This is a genomic window from Paraflavitalea sp. CAU 1676, assembly GCF_029223285.1.
GTDB lineage: Bacteria > Bacteroidota > Bacteroidia > Chitinophagales > Chitinophagaceae > Paraflavitalea.
Window position 1 is genome coordinate 170,973 of record NZ_JARHUJ010000011.1, and the last position, 18,352, is coordinate 189,324.

Consider the following 18,352-nt stretch of genomic DNA (forward strand, 5'->3'; position numbering starts at 1 on the left):
GTTAAATGTACGGAATTCCCTATTTGGTTGTTTATTCAGTGATTTGCATTGGTCTTACCTCAAACATACTTCTCGCCGGCAGCAGGTACGATCGGTAAAAGATCTTCTGCCCCTTATCCACATTGACGAGAAAATTCTTAAACCCGCTGCCAAGGCCTTCATAATTTTCTTTTAAAATATAATACAGCGGTCTCACCATCGGATACTTGTGGGCAGCTATGTTGTATTGCACCGGTTTTACATAAGTCGTTGAACACCCGTTACATCGAATCTCAGCGATCTTCACTTTCTGCAAAAAACGAAGCTGGGTCGAATCATCTTTGTCACCAATCCAGCTTACGCCGATCAAACCGATCGCATCGGTGTTCTTCGAAACATAATCTATAACCCCTTCGCTGCTATTGGCTGCTACCACATTCGCCCCCATTGGCTGACCTTTGAGTAACGAATCGGCTACGTAACGCACTGTGCTGGTGGCCGTAGTCCCGTCGAGCAGCACTTTGTACTTGTATCCGCTGATGCCTTTTGCCATACCACGAATGTCCTCCATGGTAAAAAGCGTATCCCTTACCTGGTTGTTGACGATCACCGCGATCGCATCGTAGGCCAGCAAACCGAACGTAGGAGGAAAGGACAATTTTGCTGCCAGCGTCTTTACCTCATCATCTTTCAGGCCGCGGGTCACGATCACCAGCCGGGTGCTATCCTCGTTCAGATCGCGAAGACATTCAGCTTCGGGCTTATAGTGAACGATGATCTTGGCATTGGGCTTTTGTGATTCAAATACCTTGATCTGCGAGTCAATCACCGGCTTAAAGGCCTCATCCACACTGATGTGGATGGTACCGCTATTCAGTGTATCGGTATAGATCGGTCCTTTTCCATCACCACAACCTGCCATTATTAAAGTGCTCAGCACTACAAATCCTGCAAAGAGCTTATTGAACCTGTTGATCATCCTGTTGCGTTTCATCCCTGATTGATTTTCTATTCCCGTGTTCAAAAGGACCGCTACAGTCAGCATAGTACCCGATAGACTATCATTCGATAGACCGGATATTGGCCGGAAAGTAGAATCTTTCAAATACCTTACCGGAAATGGTATTTACAGATTAGGTGATTGGATTTAATTCCTGGATCTCCGGATTACCGGAAATAGTTTTTCTTATAGCCCCTGTAAATTCTGAACCCACCATACAACAAACAAAACCCTGCAAATATGTAGTTGAAAGGTTTGGCTGGAAAATCCAGTTCGATGCCCATTTTATCGGAAAACAGGAAGAAAAGGCCCATGGCGGTATAGATCAATCCCATGCCAAAGTCCATTATTGCCCTTCTGTTTGCGTAGGCTTTTTGCCTTTTATCTTCTGCTCTTTTGTCTTCTGATTCTGTTGCCATCCGAAATGTTAATGGGTTCGGGCAAGATAAGAAATAACCTGCAATTGATAGTCGCGGGTAATATTTTACCCAAAAATTAATGGCCCTCACCAGTTAATAAACATATATCCATAATAGCTATTCCTGCACCTCGAAAAGGATCGGGATCATGCAGTATACAGCTACATTTTTACCGTTTTGCGAGCCGGGTATCCAACGTGGCATTTTTGCCACTACCCGCAGTATCTCTTTTTTAAAGGCCTCATCGGCTTCTGCTAAAAATTCCACGCCCGATAACTGGCCATCTTTGTTCACCACGAAGCGTACGGGCACCTTCACCTTATGGCCAACCTCCAGCATTTCCTCTGGCACTCTTAGGTGGCGTCCTAAGAACCTTCTGAGCCCATCCATACCTCCAGGGAATTCGGGCATTTTTTCGGCAGATAGGTACGGCTTTTCGGGCTCCGGGGGTGGCGGCGCAGCCACCGTTACTGTGCCAGTGCCGCCGAGCTGTGCCCCAGGGGGTGGCGATTGCGGCCCGACTGGCGCATCACAGCCTTCACAAGCCTCATTGACCGTGCTGATCGCCGCTGTTTCCTTCTCCAGCTCCTGGATCGTGGGCGGCGGATCGGTTACTTCGGCAGGCGGTACGATTACCGGCGGCGTGTTTTTGATCGTTGCCACCTTTTGGGCTACCTGGGGCGCCTTCGGCAGTTTAGGCTCCTCGATGGGAGGCGGTATGGGGATCACTCTTAACATGACCGAATCGCTGAAAAGCGGGTCACCGGCAAGCGTTTTCGGCTTCATGGCCGAGGCCAGGTAATACCCCCCGATAAAAAGCCCCACCAGCAGGAGCATCGCCGATAACGATTTGATCACCCGATCGTTGTACGTCTTCCGAAGGTTGTACGCTCCATAGTCCTTGTTTCTTCCTTCAAACAAAATGTCAAGCATGTCCGATTGCAAAATCATTTCTGGTTTCATCGCAGTTGATTTAAAGCCCTGCCGGCCTCAGGCCACCGCAGTGCGTGAATAATCGCTGGTAACGAATTGATCAGAATGACTTGCGCAAGTCCTTGCCTATAAGATGCGGGGAGCTGGAAAAATCCATAAATATTTTTTTAAAATACCATACTCACGGTATAGACGGGTGCTAAAGCACGTCCAGGAAGGGGCATTTGGGACCTATCTCCTTGATTTACTGACCGTTTACGGGTATGATTCGATTTGAACCGGAGAATAGGCAGTACCGGGTTTTACGCACCCTCACACATACCTAAACCTGTTCTCGGTTCTAGTTTTGTTCTTGTTTCATTCGTATCTCATTCGTATTTCGCCCGTATTTAATTCATGTTTCATTCTTGTTTTGTTCGTGTTTTGTTCGTGTTTCATTCGGTGTTAAAGCGCACTTTCCTATGCAAACACCGAACAAATCCCGAATAAGGACATAACAAAACACGAAGAAGGCCCATCGATTCATCGCCCCTTCTGCCCCAAACCTGCCCTTGCCTGATTATCTTTGCGGCATGAAGATCTTAATGGTTTGCCTGGGGAATATTTGCAGGAGCCCCCTGGCAGAAGGAATTTTACAACACAAGGCCCAACAGGCGGGACTGTCGTGGACAGTTGACAGCGCCGGCACCAACGGCTACCATGTTGGTGAAGCCCCCCACCATTTGTCGCAGAAAGTAGCATTGCTCAATGGAGTCGACATCAGCAGTCAGCGCTCCAGGCGCTTTAGCGGGGCCGATTTCGACCAGTTCGATATGATCTATGCCATGGCAGGTGATGTGGTGGAAGAAATGAAATGGCTGGCCAAAAACAGGTTCCAGGAAGCTAAGGTGGAATTGCTCATGAATGAGCTGCACCCGGGCAGCGATATGGATGTACCCGACCCCTGGTACGGCACCGAGCCCGGCTACCATGAAGTGTACAAAATGATCGAAGCAGCCTGCGACCGCATCATTGCCCGGCACACCAGCCTTGCCCATCAATAAGTTTTACATTAAACAGCCATACCGAAGCTTTATATGACCAAACCATCATTACCGCAAGGCACCAGAGATTTTGGACCGGAAGTAGTTCGCAAAAGACAATACATCCTCAATACCATCCGCCATACATTCGAGTTGTACGGCTTTCAACCGCTGGAAACCCCAGCCATGGAAAACCTCGACACCCTGATGGGGAAGTATGGAGAGGAAGGAAATAAGCTCATTTTTAAGATCCTGAACAACGGCCTTGATAACCCATCGAAACACCAGGAAGCACAAACAGCTTTCGATAACATTTTGCAGGGCAAAAATGATAAGAACCTCACCGAAAGAGCGCTCAAATACGATCTAACCATACCGTTTGCCCGCTATGTGGCCATGAACCACGGGCAACTTACCTTCCCTTTCAAACGCTATCAGATACAACCTGTATGGCGCGCGGATAGGCCCGCCCGTGGCCGCTACCGCGAATTTTACCAGTGCGATGCCGATGTAGTGGGCAGCAACAACCTGCTCAATGAGGTAGAACTGTCGGCCATTTACTGGCAGGTGTTCAGCAAGCTGGGCATCGATGTCGAGATCAAGATCAACAGCCGGAAGATACTGGCTGCCCTGGCTGAAGCCTGCGGCGGCAGCGACAAAATGGTCGACATTACCGTTGCTATCGATAAACTGGATAAGATCGGACTGGAAAAAGTAAAAGAAGAATTGCTGACCCGCGGACTCGATGAACACCAGATCGCCATCATCGCTCAATACCTCGCCATCGAAGGCACCAATAGTGAAAAGCTCAACAAGCTGAAGGAACTGGTGGGCAGCCTGCCGGTAGGCGCTAAGGGCATCGACGAGCTGGACTATGTGATCAACCAGTTTGCAGCACTGGTGCTGGCCGATACGACTGCAGCCTCTCCCCTGGTGGTTGATTTCACGCTGGCGCGTGGGCTCAATTATTATACAGGCATCATATTCGAGATCAAGGCCCTGGGTGTACAAATGGGCAGCATCGGCGGCGGCGGGCGCTACGATGACCTTACCGGGCTCTTTGGCGTACCTAATATACCGGGCGTGGGTATCTCGTTTGGGGTTGACCGAATCTACGATGTACTGGAAGAGTTGAAACTGTTTCCCCAGGAGGTCCAAACCGGCACGCAGGTGCTCTTCTTCAACCTGGGCGATGCGGAAAGCAAAGGCGCCTTTGCCCTGATGCAAAAGCTGCGCAACAGCGGCATCCGCTGCGAATTGTACCACGAACAATCCAAGTTCGATAAGCAATTCAAGTACGCCGAAAAAAAGAACATACCTTTTGCCGTTATTATCGGCAGCAAGGAGCTGGAAGCCCAATCCTGTGTGGTCAAACACCTGGGCAAGGGCCAGCAGCAGGAAGTAAAATGGGAAGCCCTCGAAGAAACCATTTCGGGCTTGTAAAGCATATTATCGCATTCCAGCATATCTCAACAATCTGGCCGGCAAAGCCGGCCAGATTCCTTCGGCTACTCATACTTCACTGCTTTCCTTTTCCAATAGCCAAACTGTTCTCCTGGCCAGGTTTTAGCCCGTTTCTGGCATTTTTATCCGCAATTCGCCCCTCCATCTGCCCGGTCCCGGCTGGTTTTCCCTCACCTGACTGGTTATTTTATCCCATTGGCTTTCAAAGAACTGGTAAATACCGGAAGTATTTTGTTTATTTGAGTTTGATAAATAAACCCTTTTATGCAACGTACTTCTTTATTAAGCCTTCTCGCTATCGCGATGCTGTTGATCGCATCGTGTAAGAGTAGCGACAAATCGGCGATCGCTATTCCAAAAGATGCCGGATTCGTGTTCCAGATCAATACAGCCTCTTTAAGCTCCAAATTAAGCTGGAAAGAAATTCAGCAAACCAATTGGTTCAAGACCGCCTACGCGAAGTCCGAAGATTCGCTGGCGAAAAAGCTCCTCGACAATCCTGAAAATACCGGTATCAATACCGATGCGGATCTCGTGTTCTTTGCCAAGAACCAGGGCGGCATCATGTTTACCGTATTTGAAGGCCTGCTGAAAGATGCTGCCGCATTCGAAGCGCTGAACAAGAAGATCCAGGAGAACGCGAAAGCCACCAAGAATGGCGACATCAACGTTCTCCAGGGAAGCAAGGAAGGAATTACCACCTGGAACAACAACAAGTTCATCTATGTGTTCCAAACGCCTGCTGGTGGTGGTTATAATTTTTCAGGCGATGGCGAGGGCGGCCCCCGCAGGGTTTCTACCGATAGCCTGATCGCCTTTGCAAAAGAGTTGTATGAGCTCAAGTCATCCGAGAACCTTTCCAGCGACGACAGGTATGCTGCGCTGGTCAAGGAAACCGGCGACATGCATATGTGGATCAATGCCGAAAACCTGACTGGTGATCTGCTGGGCGACGTGTTTGCCGCTACAAAGATCAGCGACCTCATCAAAGGCAACGTATCAGCATTCACCCTCAACTTCGATAAGGGAAAGATCGATGGCAAATCGACCAGTTACTACAACAAGGAAATGACTGCGTTGATGGAGAAGTATCCTACCAAGGATATCGAGGCTGAACTCCTTTCGCGTCTTCCCTCAGAAAACATCACGGGTGTTTTCTCCTGGAATTATCCTCCCGCCGGTTTGAAGGAGTTTCTTCGCATCGGCGGTCTGGAAGGACTGGTCAATGGCTTCCTCGGCAAGGCTGGTTATAGCCTCGACGAATTTGTAAAAGCCAACAAGGGCGATGTGCTGGTAGCCGCCTCCGACTTCGAACTGAAGGCTGAGCAGGTAACTATTCCCAGCTATGAAGAAGGCGGACAGCCTTATACCTATACCAAGACCGATCCTAAGGTCAACGTGCTGTTTGCAGCTTCTGTAAACGATAAGCCTGCATTCGAGAAGTTGATCAGCGTGGTAAAGGCACAGGTAGGTGACTTCAAAGCCGATTCAGTATTCCACATCAGCTACTCTGTAAACGATAAATGGTTTGCAGCCGGCAACTCCGTTGACCAGGTGAATAAGTTCCTGGCCGGTGATGCCAAGAACAAACATGCAGCTATCGGCAAACTGGCTGGTCACCCCAGCGGTTTCTATGTAGATATCAAAAAGATACTTACAGCCTCTACGGCCGCCACTACCGACAGTACGGCCAAGATTGCCCTTACAGAATCGCTCAATATGTGGGAAGATGTGCTGGCTACCGGCGATCATTACAGCGGAGGAAAGCTGACCGGTCATTTTGAGATCAACCTGGTCAATAAAAATGAGAACAGTTTGAAGCAGTTGAACCAGTACTTCGATAAGCTGGCAACACTTGAAATGAACAAAAAAGGCTTCTAAAAGATATTCGTTGTTATCAGGCAGGGCTTACCCCCTGCCTTTTTTTTGTTGTTACCTTAACCGGCCTTATCCGTATTATTATTACAGATCGATTATTTTTGGATCATCATGACAATTACCCTGCAGGAAGTATTGCCTACTTATTTCGATGAAAGCCGCCGGCAGCAATCGGAAGTATGGGGAAAGCAGCTCGTCTTCAACAAAGGCGAATACATCAAGATCGTAGCCCCCTCGGGAAGTGGCAAATCATCGCTTAGCCATTTCCTGTATGGCATGCGCAATGAATACAACGGCCAGATCCTTTACAACGATCAAAAGCTGCATTCCTTTACCGTAGAAGATTTCGCGCGGTACCGGAAAGATCATATCAGCATCGTGTTCCAGGACCTGCGCCTGTTTCCCGAACAAACCGTGCGTGAGAACCTCGAGCTGAAGCGTCAGTTGAATCCCTACCACCCGGCAGAAAAGATTACGGAGATGGCAGAGCGACTGGGCATTGGCAGCAGGCTATCGGTTAAAAGCCGCATCTGTTCTTATGGAGAGCAACAGCGTGTAGCAATCATACGCGCCCTGCTGCAGCCATTTGATTTCCTGTTATTGGATGAACCCTTCAGCCACCTGGACGATAACAACTCCAAAAAGGCGATGGAGCTGATGCTGGAAGAAGCAAAAGCGCGGGGAGCCGGCATCGTATTCGCCGACCTGGAGCGGATCGATTTTTTTCCCTGGACGAGGCTTTATCACTTATAAGCAAACTGTAAAAAATAATTCGCGTGGCACTTTCCTTCCAACCCGTAAAACCATTGTTACAAACCGGCACCAATGCCGCATCGCGTTGGTTCTCGTATATCGGCTTAGGCATTGGCGTATTGCTGCTGCTGTGCTCGATACAGATGTACATCAACATCCAGCAATTGCTGGGTGGCGATTCGCCGCGTAAGGATGGCTTTGATTTCATATCGATCTCGAAGACCATTACCGATGAAACAATGGGGCAGCTTGAAAAGAACCTCTTTACCGAGCCCGACATCAAGGAAATGGAAGGAAAGCCCTTCGTGGATGGCGTCTCGCCCTTACTGGCCAATAATTTCCGCTTTCAACTGAGTGGTGGTGCACTGGTACCTTTTGTGAGTGATTTCTTTGTGGAATCGCTCGATGATAGTTTTATCGATACCGTGCCTCCCTCCTTTACGTGGCAGCCAGGCGACCGGCTGGTGCCCATTATTATCGCCTCCGACTTCCTGGAGATCTATAACGTATTTGCGCCGGGTTATGGACTGCCGCAGATATCCGAAGCAACGGCCACCACGCTGGGCCTGCAACTGATCTGTTACCGTCCCGACGGTAGTAAGGAAACCTTCCGCGGGCGAGTTGTGGCCCTCAGTGATCGCGTCAACTCGATCATCGTACCCAAGAACTTCTTGAACTGGGCCAACCAGCAGTTTGGCACTACGAAAGAGATCCGGGCCTCTCGCCTATACGTAAAAACGAAAGACGCCAACAATCCCGATTTCCTGAGTTACCTGGAACAAAAGCATTACAAGGTCAACAAAGACAAAACGAAGTTTGGCCGGGTGAAGCAGGTATTGCAGGGTATATTCAGCGGACTGGGCATATTCGGTTTGCTGGTAGTGATACTGGCGCTGATGTTATTCTCCTTTTATCTTCAACTGATGATCGCGCGCAGCAAAGACAATCTGCAATTGCTGCTGGTGCTGGGTTACTCACCCGATTGGTTGAGCAAAAATGTAGCGCGGCGATTTATTCCTGTTTATATCCTCGTGGTGTTCTTTGCGGTTGCGTTTACGCAGCTCATGCAGTGGGCTTTTCATCACTTTGCCATGTTTGACCGAGAAGAGATATCGACTCCCTTACATTGGAGCGTATTCGTAACGGCAGGGTTCCTGATCGCACTGTCGCTGGTTACCAATTATAGGATGGTAAGGAAACTACTGTACCGCATGGCATAATCCTTAACTTTCTTAAATCTGTTGGTCACCTTCAAGGCTGACAATTATACATAAGAGTTATCCTGTAGTCGCTCATTTCGCTATCGGGGCTGCACACTTATCGCCCAATTCTGCACACTTTTCGGTTAAACCTGCACAGTTACGGGTTTGTACAAATTGGCATGTTCGCAAATTATATCTTTGAAAACGAACATCAACCCAAAAACCTCATTCTATGATTAACTGCTTACTTTCTATCAGAACGTCACCTCCCAAGTTGTCTAGCTTCACTTAGACATTTAGTCAACAATTTATTACAGCAAGCTTCATTGATCGATCAGGTCAAGCTGGCTTATTATGTCATGACCATTCATGACAAGATCAGAACTATTTCTAATCGTTAACCTTAAATAAACAGTTTTTTATGAAGAAACTTTTCGCAACATTAATGGTAGCCTTTGTTTGTAATTCCGTATTGGCCCAGCCATGGCTTACGAATGGCACACATATTTACAATAGCAATACCGGAAATGTGGGCATTAGAACCTCGAGCCCCGTTTTTCCTTTTCAAGTTTGGGATGGAGGAAGTAATACTTTCACGGGAACGAGCATAATCCCCGGCAATAATCCGCAGGAAAATTCAATTATTAACACAATGAAAAGTGCAGGTTATGGCTCTGTGATAAGAACACAGAGTCAGGATGCAGGAAAGGGTCAAGCGGGTATCTTTTTGCGAACGTCAGACGGAGCGAGTATACCATCCCAAGTGACACTAATGGCCGATCATATTGATTTCAGGACTGGCAAAAATTACAACGATGACATTACTAATGGAAACACAGGACAGTCTGCACTTTTTATCAATTGGGATCGCAATGTAGGCATCGGCACCACAATCCCTGGCCCATTCAAACTTGCCGTAGAAGGAAAAATCGGGGCTCGTGAAATTAAAGTAACAACCGCTGCGTGGGCGGATTACGTATTTGCATCCGACTACAAACTTCTTAGCCTTCGCGAACTCGAAGCGTACATCAAGAAAAACAATCACCTGCCAAACATTCCATCAGCAAAGGAAGTGAAAGAAAATGAGGGAATAGAATTGGGGGCAATGAATGTGAAACTGCTGGAAAAGATCGAGGAACTGACATTACATCTTATTGAGGTTAATAAGAGGCTGGAAGCAATTGAGCAGGAGAATGCGAAGCTGAGAGAAGCAAAAAAATAACATAAGGAATGCACGCAAGGATTCTCCAGTAACTTCCAAATTTTCCCTTCGGGATAATATATAGAATTCCAATAGTTTATTGGGGAACACTAGTCTGAAATAAAGTCTCAAGCGAAATATTCTAAAATATAACCCAATGCTAAAGCATAAAATATGAATTCATTAATAAAAATCGTATGCTTAATGCTCGCTTTTGGATGGACGCAGTCGCACGCTCAATGCCCCGATGTGTATGCTACCCTGCCAGGGACCCCAATATGTGATCCATATGGCGACGCAAGTGGTAATTCGAATTGGAACTGGGAGCTGGGTAGCAGTAGCCCAAATTATTGTAATCAATGGTACGCACGCACAAGCAGCGTAGCAACCAAACTCACCGCTATGGGATCCCCATTTGTCAATCCTACAACAACCTCGCTCGACCTAATTTCACAAAGCGGTGATTATACAAGGAGCAAAGGATGGGAACTACTACAAAGGAATTTCGGATGCGGAGGTGTCACAGCCTATCCCTATTTCGTATTGTACAACAGGTTTTCGGGGCTTATCCGAGTTTTCGTGTATCAGCCGGATACACAGCCGCATTACTCTTCCATAATGGTTCATGTAGAACCTACCAAAAGTCCTTGGCCTGCCACTACCTCACTGGGAGACGACCGGGCTATTACACCCGATAAATATTTCAGTGGAAATCAGGCTGGCAATTATGGCAAGTTAGTAGCAGCAGTTGGTGAAAATGCCGGCAGCAGCCGGTGGACGGTAGCCGAGTTTATCCCTGGCTTCGACCATAATATTCAAAACGAATTATATCGCGGAACTGGCTTGAAGTTTACCCTGTACGGTGTACTGGTCAATGATATGAAAGCAGTGATTAAAGGCAAAAGTGTAAGCGGCACCGATCCTGTCATCTATAGTTTCAACTATGTACCGAAAACAACACCCACCAATAATAATGGTAATACCGACTTTACCGGAACTGGCGAAAAGTTCCTGAAGTTCAGCAAATCCGTGTCGGAGTTCAGGAGTATAATTTTTGCAGAAGCCGAACGTACGTCTGCTGCGATAGCCGCCAGTAACCCTGAAGCCAAAGGTCCGGAAGCCAGGGAAAAAGCAAATGCCGATGCTATCGCGGGTAAAGCAGCTACCCCCACTGGTTTCGATCAACTACTTTCGGATCTGACCACGTCAACATCTACTTTAGGTAACTTAATAAAGTTTGTCGGAGAAGTGGTCGGTATGTTTAATGGCGGCACCGGCACGCCAGCAGCCATGCCAACATATTCTTCGTATGACATGGAACTCAGGGGCACCCTGACAGCGAAGTCGGTGCAACAAACGTTTATAATTCGGGTACCCGGTGCTCTAACGGCGACTGACAATCAGAACCCGACCTATTATCAATGCCCGATGGGTATCTTTAACTTGCAAAATACGCCACAGGCCGACACAATCACCTATGACCGGGCGCATCTTACCAGGTATCAGCAATGCTGTATTGGAAATGAAACTTCTAAATACATTTCCTACAGGATGCGGAACATTCCCGATATCGTGTATAATAGCGGCGCCGGGCTCGACCTGGTGTCGGTACAGGCAGCGATCGTTGGCAAGGTACAAGCCGATGAGAATGGCAATCCGAAATACAATCCGTTTGCCGAACACCAGAGGACTTCGGATGGGCCGTATTACCTGATCTTTGTTAAAAATTTCATGCTTCCTGATCTCCAATCGGGCAGACTTGAGATCGCCAACTATGACACGGAGAAGAAACTACATTCCATTCAAACGCCGTATGTCAACCTCGAATGCCTGAACGGCCTCGCTTTCAATGCTCCCATTAATACCGATGTTTCCTTGAGGGTAAAAGCCATCCTCAAGAAAAAGAACGATCCCGACAATGCGCCCATTGTTTATATCCAGGACTACAATATTGAAGTTACCACAGGCACCTTCGATGCTGATTTGCGTAACAAGCATAAAGGCATACTGACCACTACTACGCCGACGCCTTATTCGAACTTTACGGAGTATCCCAGCTATACTTCCAATAAGACCGTAGCGGCGATCACCTATGCCCAGGCAACAGAAGAAAAGGCTGACAACAGTGTTTCCACCCAAAACGGGGCCAGCATTATTGTGCCTGCCAGTCAAACGGTAGTTTATAAGGCAGGGAATGAAGTTCAGCTATTGCCGGGTTTCGAAGCACGTCAAGGCAGTGAATTTCTCGGCACCATCAATAAGTTCGGATACACGCTTACTTGTAGCACACCTGCCACTCCACTTGCATTTACAGCGACAGGCAACTGTTATAATACGACCGCAGTTGGTTTGAGAACAGCTACCGGGCAAAAATCCTCCGTTGCAGATAGTGAAACCCCTTCCAACAACAATGAATTGAAAGTGTTCCCAATCCCTAGCCAAGGAGATCTGATGATTACAGGTATCAGACAGCACAAAGACGCTGTGATCTCGATCGTTGATCAGTCAGGAAGATTGGCGCAAGTGATAAAGGCACTACCTGATGACGGTGGAAGAACTATAAAGCTAAACTTGGGCGGACTTAACAACGGAGTATACTTTATCAAGATTCAAAGCCCTGTAGAATTTACAGTCAGAAAGATTGTAATAAATAAATAGTAAGTATCAAGCAAGCCAAATGCGAAGTTTACCGAAGCACCAAACGCTCCGATAATAGTAGTCTGCAGATCAATTTGCAGCCTTTTGGCAACGGAGTTTACTTTATCAAAATCAGCAGCCCGGGTAAAACAATTACCAAAAAGGTATTGCTGAGCAAATAGCCCTTTTCTTTTCCTTTTTTTCGGCGGTGCCCATTCGGGCGCCGCCTTTTTATTTTTAGATGGACGTCACTTCCCCAAACACCTTCCTCCAGTGATGATCCATATGGTCGAGGTAATCGAGTACCAGCCATTCGAGGGTCTTGTGCTCCCCGGCAGGCGTGGTGACTTTATAAGGAAGCTTTTCGGCGGGTATATTACTGATCACATACACGATCTGCTGATTGAGGCTTTTCCACAACAACAGCATATGATCGAGCGGCAGCTCCTGGTAGCGGTTGATGGCCACCAGATCGTCCTGCATATAGCGCAATATCGTATACGGCTGCGGCTGACTTTGCACATCCACAAACCGCTTGAGGTTGTTGATCGCCGAATCGATCAGGTGTCCCAATATCTCCTTCTTCGACCACTTGCCCGGCGCAGGCCTGGCCAGCTGATCTTCTACGGGTATCTCTCCAAAGCGGAAAGGAATATTGTTGATGTGGGCGGTGAGATCGACGATCACTTGCTCAATGGTCATACCGGCTATATTTAATTACTTAATTGCTTGCGGATATACTCCCGCGAATATTGCTCTTTCAATACAAAAGATTTGCCACTATTCTTCCACACGTCAATAATGTGGCAGAGCTCCACATAACTGGCAAAATCGCGGAGAAAGAACTCATAACTCCTCGTCTCCCCATTATGCCGGAAAGCCAGCACGTTGTCGTCGCCATCGCTGGTAGGCACCGCCTTACGGCTCTTCCGGAGTACCATCGGCAGATCCCGAAACCCACCCAGGTAAATGGCCACCGTTTGAATATCCTTGAACTCAAACCTTTCCTCCCCTACCTGTATGAATTCGGCGGTAATGGTGAGTGACCTTTCATCCCACGAGCGGAGGGTGAAGACGGACCTTTGCCGCACTGCCACCACAATTGGCGGCAGGAACAAAGCGGCAAACCACAGTACCATCAGCATAGTATTACCACGGGCAACAAAGAAGAATCCCAGCAAGAACAAGAGGTACAATATGAGCTTTATACCCGGACTTTTCTTGTACTTATAAAAAACGGTTTTTACCTGGTGTTGCTGCATAGGAGTGGATTTACCCGATCGACTTCAGAGTCGATCACCCTTCAAGATACTCAATCTCCCTGGCCCCTGCAACCTCCCCGGCCTATACCCCCTCATATACGATCGCAGCGCCCTGCCCTACCCCCACACACATCGTAGCCAGCCCGCGCTTCGCGCCACGGCGCTTCATTTCGTGCAAGAGCGTGGCGGAGATACGCACGCCGCTGCAACCCAGCGGATGGCCTATTGCTATAGAACCGCCATTCACGTTAACCTTGGCAGCATCCAATTGCAGATCGCGCAGGCAGGCGATAGACTGCGCTGCAAACGCTTCATTGAGTTCGATCAGGTCAAGGTCATTGGCAGTAATACCGGCCCGCTGCAGCGCCTTTTGGGATGCAGGCACCGGACCAATACCCATGATGGATGGATCGACCCCGGCAATGGCCATCGACCGGATGGCAGCCAGCGGCTTCAGGTTGTATTTCTTCACCGCCTCTTCGCTGGCCAGCAGCATCGCCGCTGCACCATCGTTGATGCCCGATGAATTGCCCGCCGTTACAGACCCTTCTTTGATAAAGGCAGGACGCAACGAGGCCAGTTTGTCGAGTGACGTCTTACGCGGAGCCTCATCTGTTTCGAGATAGATCTTTTCATTCTTGCCGCCGAGTATCTCTATGCCACTGATCTCTTCTTTCCAGATACCCTTGTCCAGGGCAGCGAAGTACTTCTCCTGACTGCCCAGCGCAAATTCATCCTGCTCCTGGCGGCCGATATTCCATTGCTTCGCCACATTCTCGGCTGTTTCGCCCATACTATAGGGATAGTATTGATCGGTCAACTTCTTATTTACAAACCGCCAGCCGATGGTACTATCGTGCATTTCGGTAGTGCGGCTCCAACCGGTTCCGGCTTTGGCCATTACAAAAGGCGCACGGGTCATACTTTCCACGCCACCGGCAATGTACAATTCTCCTTCATTACACATGATGGCGCGGGCAGCATCCATGATGGCCTGCAGGCCCGATGCGCATAAACGATTCACGGTATTTCCGGCAACCGTTACGGGTAAGCCTGCCAGCAGGGCAGCCATACGGGCTACATTGCGGTTGTCTTCTCCCGCCTGGTTGGCATCGCCGGCAATGATGTCTTCAATGGCGTTTACATCGATACTTTGATTACGGCTGATCAATGACCTTACAACATGAGCAAGCAGATCGTCGGGACGGATGGTACTCAGCGCCCCGCCATATTTGCCAATGGGGGTGCGTACAACATCGATCACATATACTGGTTTCATAATTATGATGATAAGGCGGCAAGTTAAGAAAACTAAGTCAGGCTGTCACCGGTATGCGTATTGGCCACACCATACGCCGGCGCCTTTCACAACCTCCCTACGGTCCAAAAGTTGCCGGGAAAAGCCCGCTCAGCTTTCACCAAACCAATTTCCCGCCTCCAAAAGAGGTGGCCCGGTATTTACCGGCACTGGACGCTTGCCCGACTTTGATTATATTTGAACACCATAAACCCTGTTATGAGAAAGAACCTGATCCTATACCTCTCAGCCACTATTCTTTTATTAGCGGCCATCTCCTGTAAGAAAGATAAGGATACCGCTACCGGCGATCCCAAATTGCGCAGGATATGGCAGATAACCTCGGGCACCGTTTATTTGGACAGGGGCTGTACCGCCCCAGCAGGCTTGGCCCTCGCTCTACTCGGCGTACATACTTTCGAGTTCCGCAACAACGGTAAGCTATATTATAAAAGCCCTTCTTCAAAAGATACGTCCGACTACCGGGTTTTAGCCAACGACACCACCCTGTTGCTCAACGCCTATCAATTTGGCATAAGAAGTAGCCTCACAGACACCTCTTACATCAGGAAACTGACCGACACAGAACTCATTTTCGTATCGAGGTTCAAAGCGCTGCAGGTGGATCCTGCTTTCAGTAACCATTGGGTATTGCAGGTCTTCAAAAAAGTGGAATAACAAACTCGCTTCAGTATTAACCAAAATAACTATTCACCAGCCATGAGAAATTACTGCTTATTACCGATCCTCCTTATTACACTATTCGCCAAAGCCCAGGAAAAGCGACTCGTATTGCACAAGGTCAATATTGTAGACGTAGAAAAAGGCAAGCTGCTCAAAGATCAAACGGTAGCCATTGCCGGCGACCGCATCACCGTTATCACAAAGGCAAACGCATTTAAACCCGCCACGAACGACAGCGTTGTTGACTGCCATGGGCAATACCTTATTCCCGGCCTGTGGGACATGCATACGCACGTGTGGGCGCCCGATTACTTCTTCTCCCTTTTTATCGGCAACGGCGTTACAGGCATACGCGGTATGTTTGAACAATCGGTAGCCGCACAATACTGGCAGAAACGCGGCAATACCCCCGGCGATATATCGCCACGCGGCTATTATGCCGGACCCATTGTAGATGGTCCCAAACCCATCTGGCCCGGCAGTGTAGCCGTAACCGATCCGGCACGCGGCCGCAAAGTGGTAGACTCCCTGAAGAACCAGGCGAAGGTCGATTTCATCAAAGTATACTCCCTGCTGGAGCGAGACGCTTACTTCGCCATTGCCGACGAAGCAAAGAAACAAGGGATCGTATTTGCCGGCCACGTTCCTAATAAAGTAACAGTGCTGGAAGCTGCCAAAGCCGGTCAAAAGACCATGGAACACCTGTACGGCTTCCTGGAGCTCGCTTCCGACAGCAGCGAATATTACTATGGGCTCATTAATGGCACCATCAAGGATTCTAACTTCGCTACCCGCAACGCGCGCCGTGAGCTGTTGCGCCGCACTTACAGTGAAAAAAAGCTGGCCTCCATCATCAAAGACCTCAAGCAATATGATGCCTGGATATGCCCTACCATGACCGTGAACCGCGGCATTGCCTTCATCAACGATTCGGCCTTCCGGAAAGATGACCGCATGGTATACGTAGCCCCTATGATCAAAAACATGTGGGACCCTAAAAATGATTTCCGCCTTAGAACGGCTACCCCCGAATACTTCCGTGGCGAGCAGGTGGAATATGAAATGAAAAAGAAAATTGTCCGGGCCCTGCACCAGGGCGGCATCCCGTTGCTGGCCGGTACCGATACCCCTAACCCTTTTTGCTTCCCCGGCTTCTCGCTTCATGATGAACTGGAGATTTTCACCGAATGTGGCCTCAGCCCCCTCGAAGCCCTGCGAACTGCCACCCTCAACCCCGCCCGGTACTTCGGCATCGAAATGGACCTGGGAACGGTGGCAACCGGCAAGCTGGCCGACCTTGTACTATTGGAAGCCAATCCTTTAGAGAATATTAACAACACCCGGCAGGTGGGCGCCGTAGTGCTCAAAGGCCGGTTTCTGGGACCGGAAACGGTACTTGGGTTATGGGAAAAGGCACGTAAAATAGCCGGAAACTGATTTCTGCCCGGGTTGAAGTACCTTTGCAGCGATGAAAACGGCGAAGAAAAATATCCGGCACCTCACGCCGGATGAATTGAACAGTTATTTTGAAACGTTGGGAGAAAAGAAGTTCCGGGCCAAACAGGTGTACGAATGGCTCTGGCTGAAGCAGGCTCAATCCTTCGACGCCATGACCAACCTGAGCAAGGACCTCCGCGCTAAACTCGCCGATAATTTCACTTTACCTGCACTCGCTGTAGATGCAACTCAATACTCAGCTGATGGTACCGTAAAGTCGCGCTTTAAAACGCATGACGGACACCTGGTGGAAGGCGTACTCATCCCTACCGATGAACGCAAAACAGCCTGCGTTTCCTCCCAGATCGGCTGCTCACTCAGTTGTAAGTTCTGCGCCACCGGTTATATGGACCGCAAGCGCAACCTCGATTTCGATGAGATCTACGATGAAGTAGTGCTCATCAATCAGCAGAGCGAACGTGTGTATGAAAAGAAACTCACCAACATCGTGTTCATGGGTATGGGTGAACCCCTGCTCAACTACCGCAATGTGATGAAGTCCATCGAGCGCATTACAGCACCTGATGGGTTGGGCATGAGCCCCCGCCGTATCACCGTATCAACGGCTGGTGTAGCCAAGCAGATCAAACAACTGGGCGACGACAACGTACGTTTCAAACTCGCGCTTTCCCTGCACGCCGCCAACGATGTGAAGCGGAACGAGATCATGCCCATCAACGAAAGCAATAACCTGCAGGCGCTGATCGAGGCCCTGAACTATTTCTATAAGAAAACAGAGAACGAGATCACTTTTGAATATATACTGTTCAACAATTTCAACGATAGCCTGAAGGATGCCGATGAGCTCATCAGGATCTATCGTCAGGTACCTGCCGACCTGGTCAATATCATCGAGTACAACCCGATCGATATGGCCACGTTCCGCAAGCCCGATGAACAGACGACGAATAATTTTATGCAATACCTGGAGAAACACCGGGTGAACGCCAGGCTGAGAAGAAGCCGTGGTAAAGACATTGATGCCGCCTGCGGTCAGCTGGCCAATAAGGAAGGCATACAGTAAATAGAAAAAGCGATCCACCGTGTTAGGGTTGATGTATCATGAACCTTTCACCGGAGCCGCTTTCAACAAAGGCAATTTTATTTTATCATACTGTTGTAAA

Annotated in this window: 16 protein-coding genes; 10 read left to right on the top strand and 6 right to left on the bottom strand. The window is 48.7% G+C overall.

The window, feature by feature from the left end; all coding sequences use genetic code 11:
• Positions 1 to 31: 31 nt before the first annotated feature.
• From P2H89_RS31345 to P2H89_RS31355, 3 genes are all read right to left on the bottom strand, one after another.
• Positions 32 to 973, bottom strand: a complete 942-nt coding sequence (locus tag P2H89_RS31345; protein WP_275834700.1) for a substrate-binding domain-containing protein — start codon at positions 971 to 973, stop codon at positions 32 to 34.
• A gap of 173 nt (positions 974 to 1,146) precedes the next feature.
• A complete protein-coding gene (locus P2H89_RS31350) occupies positions 1,147 to 1,398 on the bottom strand; it encodes a hypothetical protein (RefSeq protein WP_275834702.1) in 252 nt (83 codons plus the stop codon).
• 117 nt (positions 1,399 to 1,515) lie between these two features.
• Positions 1,516 to 2,361: an energy transducer TonB gene (locus P2H89_RS31355; RefSeq protein ID WP_275834704.1), complete on the bottom strand. Its 846-nt coding sequence runs from the start codon at positions 2,359 to 2,361 to the stop codon at positions 1,516 to 1,518.
• 542 nt (positions 2,362 to 2,903) lie between these two features.
• On the opposite strand from P2H89_RS31355, the gene P2H89_RS31360 reads away from it, so the two are divergent.
• The 7 genes from P2H89_RS31360 to P2H89_RS31390 all read left to right on the top strand — a co-directional run bounded on the left by P2H89_RS31360 (position 2,904) and on the right by P2H89_RS31390 (position 12,509).
• Positions 2,904 to 3,374, top strand: a complete 471-nt coding sequence (locus P2H89_RS31360; RefSeq protein ID WP_275834706.1) for a low molecular weight protein-tyrosine-phosphatase — start codon at positions 2,904 to 2,906, stop codon at positions 3,372 to 3,374.
• A 33-nt stretch (positions 3,375 to 3,407) separates the two neighbouring features.
• A complete protein-coding gene (hisS, locus tag P2H89_RS31365) occupies positions 3,408 to 4,796 on the top strand; it encodes a histidine--tRNA ligase (RefSeq protein ID WP_275834708.1) in 1,389 nt (462 codons plus the stop codon).
• Between the two features lie 285 nt (positions 4,797 to 5,081).
• Positions 5,082 to 6,698: a DUF4836 family protein gene (locus P2H89_RS31370; RefSeq protein ID WP_275834710.1), complete on the top strand. Its 1,617-nt coding sequence runs from the start codon at positions 5,082 to 5,084 to the stop codon at positions 6,696 to 6,698.
• A 108-nt stretch (positions 6,699 to 6,806) separates the two neighbouring features.
• Entirely contained in the window at positions 6,807 to 7,448 is a 642-nt protein-coding gene (locus tag P2H89_RS31375; RefSeq protein ID WP_275834712.1) for an ATP-binding cassette domain-containing protein, read from the top strand.
• Positions 7,449 to 7,471: 23 nt separating this feature from the next.
• Positions 7,472 to 8,668: a hypothetical protein gene (locus P2H89_RS31380; RefSeq protein WP_275834714.1), complete on the top strand. Its 1,197-nt coding sequence runs from the start codon at positions 7,472 to 7,474 to the stop codon at positions 8,666 to 8,668.
• 403 nt (positions 8,669 to 9,071) lie between these two features.
• A complete protein-coding gene (locus P2H89_RS31385; protein WP_275834716.1) occupies positions 9,072 to 9,872 on the top strand; it encodes a hypothetical protein in 801 nt (266 codons plus the stop codon).
• 381 nt (positions 9,873 to 10,253) lie between these two features.
• The gene (locus tag P2H89_RS31390; protein WP_275834718.1) at positions 10,254 to 12,509 is read left to right on the top strand and encodes a 3-coathanger stack domain-containing protein; all 2,256 of its coding nucleotides are present in this window, start codon (positions 10,254 to 10,256) and stop codon (positions 12,507 to 12,509) included.
• Between the two features lie 216 nt (positions 12,510 to 12,725).
• On the opposite strand, the gene P2H89_RS31395 is transcribed toward P2H89_RS31390, so the two are convergent.
• The 3 genes from P2H89_RS31395 to P2H89_RS31405 form a co-directional block, all read right to left on the bottom strand.
• Entirely contained in the window at positions 12,726 to 13,190 is a 465-nt protein-coding gene (locus tag P2H89_RS31395) for a DinB family protein (protein ID WP_275834721.1), read from the bottom strand.
• 11 nt (positions 13,191 to 13,201) lie between these two features.
• Positions 13,202 to 13,750 (bottom strand): hypothetical protein, encoded by a 549-nt coding sequence (locus P2H89_RS31400; protein WP_275834723.1) that lies wholly within the window; start codon positions 13,748 to 13,750, stop codon positions 13,202 to 13,204.
• 82 nt (positions 13,751 to 13,832) lie between these two features.
• Positions 13,833 to 15,029: an acetyl-CoA C-acyltransferase gene (locus P2H89_RS31405; protein ID WP_275834724.1), complete on the bottom strand. Its 1,197-nt coding sequence runs from the start codon at positions 15,027 to 15,029 to the stop codon at positions 13,833 to 13,835.
• Positions 15,030 to 15,266: 237 nt separating this feature from the next.
• On the opposite strand from P2H89_RS31405, the gene P2H89_RS31410 reads away from it, so the two are divergent.
• The 3 genes from P2H89_RS31410 to rlmN are packed head-to-tail and all read left to right on the top strand — an operon-like array spanning position 15,267 to position 18,252.
• A complete protein-coding gene (locus tag P2H89_RS31410) occupies positions 15,267 to 15,725 on the top strand; it encodes a hypothetical protein (protein ID WP_275834726.1) in 459 nt (152 codons plus the stop codon).
• Between the two features lie 42 nt (positions 15,726 to 15,767).
• The gene (locus P2H89_RS31415) at positions 15,768 to 17,168 is read left to right on the top strand and encodes an amidohydrolase family protein (protein ID WP_275834728.1); all 1,401 of its coding nucleotides are present in this window, start codon (positions 15,768 to 15,770) and stop codon (positions 17,166 to 17,168) included.
• A gap of 31 nt (positions 17,169 to 17,199) precedes the next feature.
• Complete coding sequence (gene rlmN, locus P2H89_RS31420) at positions 17,200 to 18,252, top strand: 23S rRNA (adenine(2503)-C(2))-methyltransferase RlmN (protein WP_275834730.1); 1,053 nt, start codon at positions 17,200 to 17,202, stop codon at positions 18,250 to 18,252.
• Positions 18,253 to 18,352 lie beyond the last annotated feature (100 nt).